Annotated in this window: 14 protein-coding genes and 1 pseudogene; 14 read left to right on the top strand and 1 reads right to left on the bottom strand. The window is 68.3% G+C overall.

Annotated features, from left to right (window positions below; genetic code table 11):
* Positions 1-2 precede the first annotated feature (2 nt).
* The 7 genes from rplR (at position 3) to map (ending at position 4781) form a co-directional block, all read left to right on the top strand.
* Positions 3-374, top strand: a complete 372-nt coding sequence (rplR, locus tag ASL10_RS01370) for a 50S ribosomal protein L18 (RefSeq protein WP_043593341.1) — start codon at positions 3-5, stop codon at positions 372-374.
* On the top strand, positions 371-1111 hold the full coding sequence (rpsE, locus tag ASL10_RS01365; RefSeq protein WP_043593339.1) for a 30S ribosomal protein S5: 741 nt from the start codon (positions 371-373) through the stop codon (positions 1109-1111). Before rplR ends, rpsE begins: the two co-directional genes overlap by 4 nt.
* Positions 1111-1296, top strand: coding sequence for a 50S ribosomal protein L30 (gene rpmD / locus ASL10_RS01360; RefSeq protein WP_043593338.1), 186 nt, complete (start codon positions 1111-1113; stop codon positions 1294-1296). Before rpsE ends, rpmD begins: the two co-directional genes overlap by 1 nt.
* Positions 1296-1931, top strand: coding sequence for a 50S ribosomal protein L15 (rplO, locus tag ASL10_RS01355; protein ID WP_082460060.1), 636 nt, complete (start codon positions 1296-1298; stop codon positions 1929-1931). Before rpmD ends, rplO begins: the two co-directional genes overlap by 1 nt.
* Before the next feature lie 72 nt (positions 1932-2003).
* On the top strand, positions 2004-3326 hold the full coding sequence (gene secY / locus ASL10_RS01350) for a preprotein translocase subunit SecY (RefSeq protein ID WP_043593336.1): 1323 nt from the start codon (positions 2004-2006) through the stop codon (positions 3324-3326).
* Positions 3323-3943 carry an adenylate kinase gene (locus ASL10_RS01345; RefSeq protein WP_056043551.1) on the top strand — a complete coding sequence of 207 codons (621 nt, stop codon included), beginning with the start codon at positions 3323-3325 and terminating at the stop codon, positions 3941-3943. The genes secY and ASL10_RS01345 overlap by 4 nt, the downstream gene beginning before the upstream one ends.
* 4 nt (positions 3944-3947) lie before the next feature.
* Positions 3948-4781 (top strand): type I methionyl aminopeptidase, encoded by an 834-nt coding sequence (gene map, locus ASL10_RS01340; protein ID WP_056043549.1) that lies wholly within the window; start codon positions 3948-3950, stop codon positions 4779-4781.
* A 49-nt stretch (positions 4782-4830) separates the two neighbouring features.
* On the opposite strand, the gene ASL10_RS01335 is transcribed toward map, so the two are convergent.
* Entirely contained in the window at positions 4831-6108 is a 1278-nt protein-coding gene (locus ASL10_RS01335; protein WP_082460059.1) for an LCP family protein, read from the bottom strand.
* Positions 6109-6326: 218 nt separating this feature from the next.
* On the opposite strand from ASL10_RS01335, the gene infA reads away from it, so the two are divergent.
* The 7 genes and pseudogenes from infA (at position 6327) to ASL10_RS01300 (ending at position 12518) form a co-directional block, all read left to right on the top strand.
* Positions 6327-6548: a translation initiation factor IF-1 gene (gene infA / locus ASL10_RS01330; RefSeq protein WP_043593329.1), complete on the top strand. Its 222-nt coding sequence runs from the start codon at positions 6327-6329 to the stop codon at positions 6546-6548.
* A 68-nt stretch (positions 6549-6616) separates the two neighbouring features.
* Positions 6617-6733, top strand: coding sequence for a 50S ribosomal protein L36 (rpmJ, locus tag ASL10_RS01325; RefSeq protein ID WP_043593327.1), 117 nt, complete (start codon positions 6617-6619; stop codon positions 6731-6733).
* A 190-nt stretch (positions 6734-6923) separates the two neighbouring features.
* Positions 6924-7298 carry a 30S ribosomal protein S13 gene (gene rpsM / locus ASL10_RS01320; RefSeq protein ID WP_043593325.1) on the top strand — a complete coding sequence of 125 codons (375 nt, stop codon included), beginning with the start codon at positions 6924-6926 and terminating at the stop codon, positions 7296-7298.
* 45 nt (positions 7299-7343) lie between these two features.
* Positions 7344-7741, top strand: a pseudogene (gene rpsK / locus ASL10_RS01315) (30S ribosomal protein S11); the annotation flags it as partial.
* 209 nt (positions 7742-7950) lie between these two features.
* Entirely contained in the window at positions 7951-8946 is a 996-nt protein-coding gene (locus ASL10_RS01310) for a DNA-directed RNA polymerase subunit alpha (RefSeq protein WP_043593322.1), read from the top strand.
* A gap of 48 nt (positions 8947-8994) precedes the next feature.
* Positions 8995-9561 (top strand): 50S ribosomal protein L17, encoded by a 567-nt coding sequence (gene rplQ / locus ASL10_RS01305; RefSeq protein ID WP_043593320.1) that lies wholly within the window; start codon positions 8995-8997, stop codon positions 9559-9561.
* A gap of 197 nt (positions 9562-9758) precedes the next feature.
* Positions 9759-12518, top strand: coding sequence for an ExeM/NucH family extracellular endonuclease (locus ASL10_RS01300; RefSeq protein WP_056043540.1), 2760 nt, complete (start codon positions 9759-9761; stop codon positions 12516-12518).
* Positions 12519-12523: the final 5 nt, after the last annotated feature.

Here is a 12523-nt window from a genome sequence, read left to right as displayed (position 1 = left end):
TCATGGGTCTCGGTACACGAGGAAAAAGCAAGTCGGCTGCCACCAAGCGCCGTCACACCCGCCTGCGCAAGAAGGTCGTGGGCACCGAAGAGCGTCCCCGTCTCGTCGTCACCCGTTCGGCCCGGCACGTGTTCGTGCAGGTCGTCGACGACAGCAAGGGCTTCACCGTCGCCAGCGCATCGACCCTCGAGGCCGACCTGCGCACGTTCGACGGTGACAAGACCGCGAAGTCCCGCAAGGTCGGCGAGCTCGTCGCCGAGCGTGCGAAGGCTGCGGGCATCGAGGCCGTCGTGTTCGATCGCGGCGGCAACAAGTACGCCGGACGCGTCGCGGCCATCGCCGAAGGCGCCCGAGAGGCTGGTTTGAACCTGTGAGCGACGCTACGAACACCACTCCCCCCGCAGAGACCGAAGCGACCAAGGCACCGGCTGAGGCCGTCGTCGAGCGTCCCGTCGAGACCGCTGCCGGCTCGGAGTCGAACAACCGCGAGGGTGGTCGCACCGACCGCCGTGGCGGCCAGGGTCGCGGTGACCGCAACCAGGGTGGCCGCGGACGCGGCGACCGTGACGACAAGAGCCAGTTCCTGGAGCGCGTCGTCACGATCAACCGCGTGTCGAAGGTCGTCAAGGGCGGTCGTCGCTTCAGCTTCACCGCACTCGTCGTCGTCGGTGACGGCAACGGACTGGTCGGTGTCGGCTACGGCAAGGCCCGAGAGGTCCCCACGGCCATCAGCAAGGGCGTCGAAGAGGCAAAGAAGAACTTCTTCCGCGTCCCGCGCATCGGCAACACGATCCCGCACCCCGTGCAGGGTGAAGCCGCTGCAGGCGTCGTCATGCTGCGTCCGGCCTCGGCCGGTACCGGTGTCATCGCCGGTGGTCCCGTCCGCGCCGTGCTCGAGTGCGCCGGCGTGCACGACGTCCTGAGCAAGTCGCTCGGTTCGTCGAACACGATCAACATCGTCCACGCCACGGTCGAGGCGTTGCAGCAGCTCGAAGAGCCGCGTGCCGTCGCCGCCCGTCGTGGACTCGACATCGACGCTGTCATGCCGGCCTTCATGGTCCGTGCCGAGCAGGCAGCTCGTACCGCCGCGACCGAGAAGGCAGGTGCCTGATGGCCGCCAACCTCAAGGTGACCCAGATCAAGTCCGTAATCAGCGAGAAGCAGAACCAGCGTGACACGCTGCGGAGCCTGGGCCTCAAGCGCATCGGCCAGTCGGTCGTTCGCGAGGACACCAAGCAGAACCGCGGCTACGTCAACACGGTCGCCCACCTCGTGAAGGTCGAGGAGATTGACTAATGGCTGACGAGAAGAACGAGGCCGCCGCGAAGGCCGCCCCGAAGAAGGCCGCCGCCCCCAAGGCGACGACCACCAAGGCAGCAGCTCCCAAGGCTGCCGCCAAGAAGCCCGCAGCCGACAAGGCCGCTGCTTCGACGGGTTCGACCACCAAGGCCGCTCCCGCCTCGACGACGTCCTCCGACGACGTCGCGCGTCCCCAGGTGCTCAAGGTGCACCACCTTCGTCCGGCTCCCGGTGCCAAGAAGGCGAAGACGCGCGTCGGCCGTGGTGAGGGTTCGAAGGGTAAGACGGCCGGTCGTGGCACCAAGGGTCAGAAGGCCCGGTACCAGGTCAAGGTCGGATTCGAGGGTGGCCAGATGCCGCTCCACATGCGTACTCCGAAGCTGCGCGGGTTCAAGAACCCGTTCCGCGTCGAGTACCAGGTGGTCAACCTCGAGAAGCTGAACGAGCTCTACCCGCAGGGTGGTGACGTCACCGTCGGTGACCTCGTCGCCAAGGGTGCCGTTCGGAAGAACGAGAAGGTCAAGGTCCTCGGACAGGGCGACCTGAGCGTCAAGCTCACCGTCGCGGTCGACAAGGTCTCCGGCTCCGCCGAGGACAAGATCGTCGCCGCCGGCGGGTCCGTCAGCAAGTAAAAATCACCTGAGGGGGTGGTCCGCCAGGGCCACCCCCATCAGTCGTCTATCCTTCATACCGGGAGGCCCCACGTGTTCAGAGCTGTCGCGCGCATCATGCGCACCCCCGACCTGCGTCGCAAGATCGGGTTCACGCTCGGCATCATCGCGCTCTTCCGGTTGGGGAGCTTCATCCCCGCGCCGTTCGTCGACTACCAGAACGTGCAGGCCTGTCTCGCGGGCAACCAGGGCACCTCGGGTCTCTACGAGCTCGTCAACCTGTTCAGCGGCGGCGCTCTGCTGCAGCTGTCCGTGTTCGCGTTGGGCATCATGCCCTACATCACCTCGTCGATCATCGTGCAGTTGCTGCGCGTGGTCATCCCCCACTTCGACACCCTCTACAAAGAGGGCCAGTCCGGGCAGGCGAAGCTCACGCAGTACACGCGGTACCTCACCATCGCTCTCGGCGTCCTCCAGTCGACGACGCTCATCACCGTGGCCCGCTCGGGTGCCCTGTTCGGTTCGTCCGGCATCGCGGAGTGCAGCCAGCTGATCACGAACGACGCCTGGTACGCCGTCATGCTCATGGTCGTCACGATGACCGCCGGTACCGGCCTCATCATGTGGATGGGCGAACTCATCACCGAGCGCGGCATCGGCAACGGCATGTCGCTGCTGATCTTCACCTCGATCGCCGCCCGCTTCCCGACGGCCCTCTGGAGCATCGCGCAGTCGCGCAGCTTCGAGATCTTCCTGCTCGTCATCGCGGTCGGACTGATCATCATGGCGCTTGTGGTCTTCGTCGAGCAGTCCCAACGGCGGATCCCCGTCCAGTACGCCAAACGCATGGTCGGTCGGCGCACGTACGGTGGCAACAACACGTACATCCCGATCAAGGTCAACATGGCCGGCGTCGTGCCGGTCATCTTCGCCTCGTCGCTGCTCTACCTCCCGGCCCTCGTCGCCCAGTTCAACCAACCCTCCGACGGAACGGCTCCGCCCGCCTGGGTCAGCTGGGTGCAGGCCAACCTCACCTCGGGCGACAACCCGCTCTACATGGTGCTGTACTTCGCCCTCATCGTCGGGTTCACCTACTTCTACGTCGCGATCACCTTCAACCCCGAAGAGGTCGCCGACAACATGAAGAAGTACGGCGGGTTCATCCCGGGCATCCGGGCCGGTCGCCCCACGGCCGAGTACCTCGACTACGTGCTGACGCGTGTGACGCTGCCCGGTGCCCTGTACCTCGGCATCATCGCGCTCATCCCGCTGATCGCGTTGGCCACGGTCGGTGCGAACCAGAACTTCCCCTTCGGAGGCGCCAGCATCCTGATCATCGTGGGCGTCGGCCTCGAGACGGTCAAGCAGATCGACTCCCAGCTGCAGCAGCGTCACTACGAGGGCCTGCTCCGATGAGCGCCGCTGAGACCCGACTCAGCCCGCGCCTCCTCATCGTCGGTCCCCCCGGGGCCGGCAAGGGCACCCAGGCGGTCGCGATCGCCGAGTCGTTGGGCATCCCCGCGATCTCGACCGGCGACATCTTCCGCGCCAACGTCAAGAACGAGACCGAGCTCGGTCTCAAGGTCAAGGCGATCCTCGACGCGGGCGACTACGTACCGGACAGCCTCACCAACGAGCTCATCTCCGACCGGCTGTCGCAGGCCGATGCGAGCGAGGGCTTCCTCCTCGACGGGTACCCACGCACGCTGCAGCAGGTCGAATTCCTCGACGAGCACCTCGCCGCGCAAGGGCAGTCCTTGACCACCGTCGTCCAGCTGGTCGCCGAGCGGGACGAGATCGTCGAGCGACTGCGCCGGCGTGCCGTCGACCAGGGGCGTTCCGACGACACCGAGGACGCCATCCGCCACCGCCAGGACGTCTACCTCCGCGAGACCGCACCCCTGATCGACACGTACCGAGATCGAGGCATCCTCGTCGAGGTCGACGGTCTGGGCGGCATCGACGAGGTCGCCGGGCGCATCGAGTCGGCCTTGGCCGCTCGCGGTTTCACGTCCGTCGCCTCGGCTTCCTGACCTCGTGGCGTTCCGCCGCTCCGGCATCTACAAGACGGCCGACGAACTCCGACGTCTGATCGCGCCGGGGATCTTGACGGCCGCGTCGCTCGACGCCGTCCAGTCCGCCGTTCGTCCCGGCGTGTCCACGCTCGAACTCGACGCCGTCGCCGAAGCGGTCATCCGAGACGGTGGGGGAGAACCCAACTTCATGTTGGTGCCCGGCTACCGTCACACGGTGTGTGCGTCGGTCGGTGACGAGGTCGTGCACGGCATCCCCGGTTCGCGCGTGCTGGCGGCGGGGGACCTCGTCTCCGTCGACAGCGGAGCGCAACTCGACGGCTGGAACGGCGACAGCGCACGGAGCTTCGTCCTGGACGATGCCGACCGCCCTGACGTGGTGGCCGAGCGTCGTCGGTTGAACGAGGTCACCGAGCAGTCCCTCTGGCACGGCATCGCCGCGCTGGCGTCGGCCTCGCACCTCAACGAGGTGGGGGGCGCCATCGAGGACTACATCGACGGGCAGGGCGACTTCGGCATCATCGAGGACTACACCGGCCACGGCATCGGTCGTTCGATGCACGAGGACCCGCCGGTGTTCAACTACCGCGTCCGCGGACGTGGCCCCGCCGTCCGGCCCGGCCTCGTGATCGCCATCGAGCCCATGGTCACGTCGGGCGGAATCGACACCGTGACCCACGACGACGGGTGGACCGTCAGCACGCGCGACGGCTCGATGGCCGCGCACTGGGAGCACTCGATCGCGGTGCACGACGGCGGCATCTGGGTGCTCACGGCACAGGACGGCGGCGCCGCGGGTCTGTCTCCGCTGGGAGTGACACCCGTCCCGATCGCCTGACCCGCGCCTCCTCGGCTCACGCCGACGACGCGAGGAGGCGCGGTGCGGCTCAGCGGGACGAGCCGACGCTGCAGGTGGCCTCGGCCGCCGATTGGCCCGTGATGGTCGAGGGCAGAGTGGTCGTCGGCGCCTCCGTCGCAGCCGGGGCGGCTGGCACGGAGGACTCCGACGTCGTGTCGGACGGCGTCGACGTCTCGCTCGGTGCGGCGGGGGGCGTGGTCGCGACCGGGGCCGTTCCGTCCGAGACGGAGCCACGTCCGGCGCTGTCGTCACCGAGGGTGAACTTCTGGTCGGCGTTCAGGGCGGCGTTCAGGGCCGCGGCGTCGGTCGTGGACTGCACCACCCTGTTCGGGTCCCGCGGATCGTCGACGACCGGGTACTGGACGAAGACGATCCCCGCGGGCTGGATGTCCTTGAGCGCGAGGGCCAGGCGCACGAGCGTGTCGGGGGAGTCGAGGGTGGACGACAACGTCATGTTGCTCAGGGCGGCCGAGGCGAGTTTGTAGAGCGTCGTCACGTCGCCGAGGGTGCCGCCCGAGATGATCTTGCGCATCATCGACGACAGGAAGACCTGCTGCGAGCTGATGCGCGCGATGTCGCTCCCGTCGCCGACGCCGTGTCGGGTCCGCAGGAAGGCGAGGGCCTCGGCGCCCTGCAGGGTGTGGGTGCCCGCGGTCAGGTCGATGCCCGAGTCGGTGTCCCGGATCGTCCGCGTGACGCAGACGTCGACCCCACCGATGGCGTTCGACATCTCGATGACGCCGTCGAAGGTGATCTTGCCGGCGTAGGGGATCGCCAGTCCGGTCATGCCCTCGACCGTCTTGACGGTGCACGAGAGGCCACCGCGTCCGAGGGTCGTGTTGAACTGCACGTAGTCCTCGGCCGGGTACACCTGGCCGTCGTCGCCGACGCATTCGGGCACGTCGATCATCAGGTCGCGGGGGAAGCTCACGGCCGTCAGCTGGGTGTGGTCCGCCGAGAGGTGGGCCAGGATCGTCACGTCGTTGCGGATGCCGTCGACCTCGCCGGCGTCGACCTGGCTGCCGTCGTCGCGTTCGTCGCTGCCCACCAGCAGGATGTTGGCGCCGCCCTGGATGGCCGAGATGTCGACCCCGGCGACCTCGTCCTCGTTGCCGAGAGAGACCGTCTGCACGCCCGAGGTCGCGGAGCGGACCGCGATGGCCGCGACGGACACGCCGCTCACGAGCACGACGGCCATCGTCCCGGCGACGAGCCCCAGGAGCATGCGGACGGGGCCGCGGCGGCGGAGTCGGCCGTGACGAGCGACCCCCCGAGGGGAGGAGGGGGTGGTCGAGCGGTCAGGCATGGTGCTCCCGGCAGTCGTGACGCGTACCCGACGAGACGACGGCCGAGGTGGGCGGCAGAGGTCGGCGGGTGCTCCGGCGTGTCGGGTTGACCAGCCGGGTTGCTGAACTATACCGGCATCACCTAGGATCGACCTTTGGTGTTCCGTGTGCGTTTCTGCGCGCCTGGGCATCGCATCCCCGCACGACCAACACCCCTATTCTTAGCGACAGTGAGGCTATGGCCAAAAAAGACGGTGTCATCGAAATCGAAGGCGCAGTGATCGAAGCTCTGCCCAACGCGATGTTCCGCGTTGAGTTGACCAACGGACACAGGGTCCTCGCGCACATCTCCGGCAAGATGCGGCAGCACTACATCCGCATCCTGCCCGAAGACCGTGTGATCGTGGAGCTCAGCCCCTACGACCTGACCCGCGGCCGGATCGTCTACCGCTACAAGTAGGGCGTGCTGGAAAGGAACGGCCCCACGCACCCGTGGGGCACGAAGCCAGCGAGATCAAGGAATCAGCAATGAAGGTCAACCCCAGCGTCAAGCCCATCTGCGAGCACTGCAAGGTCATCCGCCGCAAGGGCAACGTCATGGTCATCTGCAAGAGCAACCCGCGCCACAAGCAGCGTCAGGGCTGACTCGTCCGTCGCTCCGGCGACGTGCCGATGCCGACCCGGCCGAGCCGGGTCACACAGCAACACCCTCCCAGCAGCACCAGAACTCGTCACGGAAGCCCGACAGGGTGGACGGAGGCGGGGGACACCCCGGGTCGGAGGCCCGGGCACCGGTGCTGTGACAGACCTCCACCATCTCTGAAAAGAGGCCATCATGGCACGTCTAGCAGGCGTTGACATCCCGCGCGACAAGCGCGTTGAAGTCGCACTGACCTACATCTACGGAGTCGGCCGCACCAGCGCGCTCAAGACTCTCGCCGAGACCGAGATCGACGGCAACATCCGCGTCAAGGACCTCACGGACGACCAGCTCGTCCTGCTCCGCGACTACATCGAGGGCAACTACAAGGTCGAGGGTGACCTCCGCCGCGAGGTGGCCGCCGACATCCGCCGCAAGGTCGAGATCGGTAGCTACGAGGGCATCCGCCACCGCCGCGGCCTCCCTGTCCGCGGCCAGCGCACCAAGACGAACGCTCGTACCCGCAAGGGCCCGAAGCGCACCGTCGCCGGCAAGAAGAAGGCTCGATAGGCCTCGGCTCCCGCCGTACGCCCCTCAAGGTTGTAGGAGAAAAAATTGGCAGCACCGAAGACGGCCGCGCGTAAGCCCCGCCGCAAAGAGAAGAAGAACGTCGCCGTGGGCCAGGCCCACATCAAGAGCACGTTCAACAACACGATCGTCTCGATCACCGACCCCTCGGGCGCCGTCCTGAGCTGGGCCTCGTCCGGCGCCGTCGGCTTCAAGGGCTCGCGCAAGTCGACCCCGTTCGCCGCGCAGCTCGCCGCCGAGTCCGCCGCCCGCCAGGCGCAGGAGCACGGTGTCAAGAAGGTCGACGTCTTCGTCAAGGGCCCGGGTTCGGGTCGCGAGACGGCGATCCGCTCGCTCCAGGCCGCAGGCCTCGAGGTCGGTTCGATCAACGACGTCACCCCCCAGGCGCACAACGGCTGCCGCCCGCCGAAGCGTCGTCGCGTCTANAAGCGTCGTCGCGTCTAACTGAGTTCCCGCCCGCCGTGCCCGACGGGCCCCGTCACCGGGGTCCGTCGGGTACGGCGGGCTCCCCCGCGTCAGCACCGCCTCCCGCGTGTTCGCCCGAGGTGCCCACAACTCAACAGACCCGACGGGCCAGCCACCTGTCGTACCGCCAAGAGTCATATAGCGGACTCTTCGCCGAAAGGATTAAACAGTGCTCATTGCACAGCGCCCCACCCTCACCGAGGAGAACATCTCGGAGTTCCGCTCCCGCTTCGTGATCGAGCCCCTCGAGCCAGGCTTCGGTTACACCCTCGGCAACTCGCTGCGCCGCACGCTTCTCTCGTCGATCCCCGGCGCTGCTGTCACCAGCATCCGCATCGACGGTGTGCTGCACGAGTTCACGACCGTCCCCGGAGTGAAAGAGGACGTCACCGAGGTCATCCTCAACATCAAGCAGCTGGTCGTCGCCAGCGAGCACGACGAGCCCATCACGGCCTACCTGCGCAAGCAGGGTGCGGGTCAGGTCACGGCCGCCGACATCTCGGCTCCGGCCGGCGTCGAGATCCACAACCCCGAGCTCGTCATCGCCACGCTGAACGACAAGGCGAAGTTCGAGCTCGAGCTCACGATCGAGCGTGGCCGTGGTTACGTGTCGGCCGTGCAGAACCGCAGCGAGTTCAGCGAAGCCGGTCAGATCCCGATCGACTCGATCTACTCGCCCGTGCTCAAGGTCACCTACCGCGTCGAGGCGACGCGTGCCGGTGAGCGCACCGACTTCGACCGCCTGGTCGTCGACGTCGAGTCGAAGCCGTCGATCTCGCCCCGTGACGCCATCGCCTCGGCCGGTCGCACGCTGACCGAGCTGTTCGGCCTCGCCCGCGAGCTGAACACCGCCGCCGAGGGCATCGAGATCGGCCCCGCGCCGGTCGACGCCGTCCTGTCGAGCGAGCTGCAGACCCCGATCGAGGACCTCGACCTGTCGGTCCGCAGCTACAACTGCCTGAAGCGCGAGGGCATCAACACGGTGTCCGAGCTGGTCGCCCTGTCCGAGACCCAGTTGATGAACATCCGCAACTTCGGTCAGAAGTCGGTCGACGAGGTGAAGGACAAGCTCGTCGAGCTCGGCCTCTCGCTCAAGGACACGGTCCCCGGGTTCGACGGAGCCCACTTCTACAGCGGTTACGACGAAGAAGAGACCACCAACTAGGTCTCTCCGCCCGACGCCCTCCACTCTCGACTCACTTAGGAACAGACAATGCCCAAGCCCACCAAGGGACCCCGCCTCGGAGGCGGCCCGGCGCACGAGCGCCTCATGCTGGCCAACCTGGCCGCCTCGCTCTTCGAGCACAAGACGATCAAGACGACCGAGACCAAGGCCAAGCGCCTCCGTCCCGTCGCCGAGCGTCTCGTGACCTTCGCGAAGCGTGGCGACCTGCACTCGCGTCGTCGCGCCATGCAGACCCTGCGCAACAACAAAGAGGCCGCCCACATCCTCTTCACCGAGATCGCCCCGCTGGTCGAGAACCGTGACGGCGGCTACACCCGCATCACGAAGCTCGGCTTCCGCAAGGGTGACAACGCGTCGATGGTGTCGATCGAGCTCGTCCTCGAGCCCGTGAGCCCCAAGGTCAAGAACTCGAAGACCACCGCCGCGGCGGCTCCGGTCGCCGAGCCCGTCGCCGAGGAGCCCACCGAGGCTCCCGTCGACGAGACCGAGACCGTCGAGGAGTCGGCTCCCGTCGAGACCGAGACCGAGACGGCTGCCGCCGACGAGGTCGAGGCCGACGCCGCTGCGAAGTCGGACGACGAAGCAGCCAAGTAGTCCCACCAGCACCACCCGGAGGGCCCGTCACCGCGAGGTGACGGGCCCTTCGTCGTGCAGGGAGCAGGAGGGGTCCGCACAAGTGAGGACTGGCCCCCCGGGCGGGGGTCGTTTACCTTGGCGATTGTTCTGCGACACCTGTGGTGCACCTGTGCCGCCTACGGTGACCGGAGCCCGACCCGATCACGAAGGACGTCATGTCGCCACGCCCCCGCCCACTCAAGGCCCTCGCCCTCACGACGGGCATGGCCCTCGCGCTCGGGCTCGCCCCTCTCGCGACCGCCGCGCCCGCCCTCGCCGCGCCCGACGGTTCGTCGGTGGTCATCAACGAGGCCTACCTCAAGGGAGGCAGCGCCAACGCTCCCTTCAACCGCAAGTTCGTCGAGCTGTACAACCCCACGACGGCGTCGGTGTCGCTGGCCGGCTGGTCCCTGCAGTACCGCTCGGCGACGGGCGCCGGGCAGTTCTCCGCCGCCGAACTCGCCGGCACCATCGCGGCCGGTGGCTACTTCCTCGTGGCGATCCCGGGCAACGGCACCACGGGCGCCGACCTGCCCGCCCCCGACGCGACTGCCTCGCTCAACCCGAGCGGCACCACGGGAACGGTCCTGTTGTCGAACGGCGCCGTTCCGTTGACGCTCGCACCCGGTTCGGTCCCCGCCGGGACGCCGGGCGTGGTCGACCTGCTCGGCTACGGCGCCTCGAACACCTTCGAGACGACCGTCGCTCCCGTGACGGGAACGAACCCGACGCCCAATTCGTTGGCCCGCACCGCTGGTGTCGACACCGACGTCAACGCGGCCGACTTCTCGACGCAGACCACCGTCACCCCGCAGAACTCCGGCGGCACGGGCACCGAGCCCGGTCCGGAGCCCGAGCCGCAGCCCGAGCCGACCCCCGAGGCCGACGTGACGGTCGCCCAGATCCAGGGTGCGACCGGCACGAGCCCTCTCGTCGGTCGCACGGTGACCACGCGGGGCGTCGTCACGGCCACCTACCCCACGGGTGGTCTCGACGGCTACGTCATCCAGACCCCGGGCACCGGAGGCGCACTCGACCTGGCGACGCACGTCGCGTCGGACGCGCTGTTCGTGTACTCCGCGAGCACCGCCTCCTCGGTCGCCGTCGGCGACTACGTCGAGGTCGACGGGACCGTCACCGAGTTCTTCGGCCTGACGCAGATCACCGTCACCGGTGCGGCGTCGCTCCGGGCGCTCGACGCCTCGACCGTCGCGGCACCCCAGGCGGCGACCGTCGGCCTGCCCGCCACCGACGCCCAGCGTGAGACGCTCGAGAGCATGCTCGTGCTGCCCCAGGGCGAGTTCACCATCGCGGACACGTACACGACGAACCAGTACGGCGAGGTCAAGCTCGCCTCGGGCGACCGTCCCCTGATCCAGCCCACCGAGGTCGCGCGCCCGGGCTCCCCGGGCTACGCGGCGGTGGTCGCCGACAACGCGGCCCGAGCCGTGACCCTCGACGACGGCGCCACGACGAACTTCTTCACCGCGGCCAACCAGTCGATCCCCGTCCCCTATCTCTCGAACGAGGACCCGGTCACGGTGGGCGCCTCCGTGGCGTTCACGAAGCCGGTCGTCTTCGACTTCCGCAACTCGGCCTGGAAGTACCAGCCGACCGCCCGCCTCACGGGTGACACGGCCTACGGCGACCTGCCCGTCACGTTCGAGGACATCCGGACCGACGCCCCGCGCGAGGTGGGAGGCGACCTGAAGCTCGCCAGCTTCAACGTGCTCAACTACTTCACGACGACGGGCGACCAGCTGCGCGGCTGCACGTTCTACACGGACCGCGCGGGTGCGCCGGTGACGGTGAACAGCGGCTGCGACGCCCGTGGTGCCGCGAACGCCGAGAACCTCGCCCGCCAGCAGGTGAAGATCGTCACGGCGATCACCGCCCTGGGCGCCGACGTCGTGTCGCTCGAGGAGATCGAGAACTCGGCCCGCTTCGGCGAGGACCGCGACTCCGCACTCGCGACCCTGGTCGGGGCGCTCAACGCCGCGGCCGGCAGCGAGGTCTGGGACTACGCGCGCTCACCGGAGGCGTTGCCCGCCAACGAGGACGTCATCCGTCTGGCCTTCATCTACAAGAAGGCCGTCGCCGAGCCCGTCGGAGGGTCGACGATCCTGACCGGATCGGCCGCGTTCAGCAACGCCCGGCAGCCGCTCGCGCAGGCCTTCCGGCCCGTCGGCGGTGACGCCGGCTCGACCTTCGTCGCGATCGCGAACCACTTCAAGTCGAAGGGCAGCGGTTCGGGCCCGGACGCCGACCAGGGTGACGGTCAGGGCGGTTCGAACGGCTCGCGCGTCAACCAGGCGAACGCCCTGGTCGCCTTCGCCGCCGAGCGTGAGGCCGCTGCGGGGACCGACAAGGTGTTCCTGCTCGGCGACTTCAACGCCTACAGTCAGGAGGACCCGATCGAGGTGCTCCGCCAGGCCGGCTACGTCGACCTCGGCTCGACCGGGACCGACGAGTACAGCTACGTCTTCAGCGGTCTCAGCGGGTCCCTCGACCACGTGCTCGCCTCGCCCGCCGCGGCCGAGGCCGTCACGGGCGTGGACATCTGGAACATCAACTCGGGTGAGGGCATCGGCCTCGAGTACAGCCGCTTCAACTACAACGCCGAGCAGCTGTACCAGCCCGACCAGTTCCGCTCGAGCGACCACGACCCGGTCGTCGTCGGGGTGTCGCTGCTCGCCGCTCCCGTCGACCCCGCGCCGCCGGTGACCGACCCGGGCACGACGCCCGGAGCCGGTCCGACCGTGCCGGGTGCCGGTCCCGGGGCGGTCACCCCGGGCACGAGCGCACCGACCGCGGACGGCTCGCTCGCCTTCACGGGTTCTGCGCCCCTGGCCGGGTGGCTGGCGCTCGCCCTGGTGCTGATGGCGATGGGTGGCACGGTCCTCGTGGTCCGGCACCGCGCCTCCCGCATGGGCTAGGCGGA

Origin of the sequence: Frigoribacterium sp. Leaf8 (assembly GCF_001421165.1) — a bacterium.
Taxonomy (GTDB): domain Bacteria; phylum Actinomycetota; class Actinomycetes; order Actinomycetales; family Microbacteriaceae; genus Frigoribacterium.
This window is presented reverse-complemented; position numbering and strand designations above follow the sequence as displayed.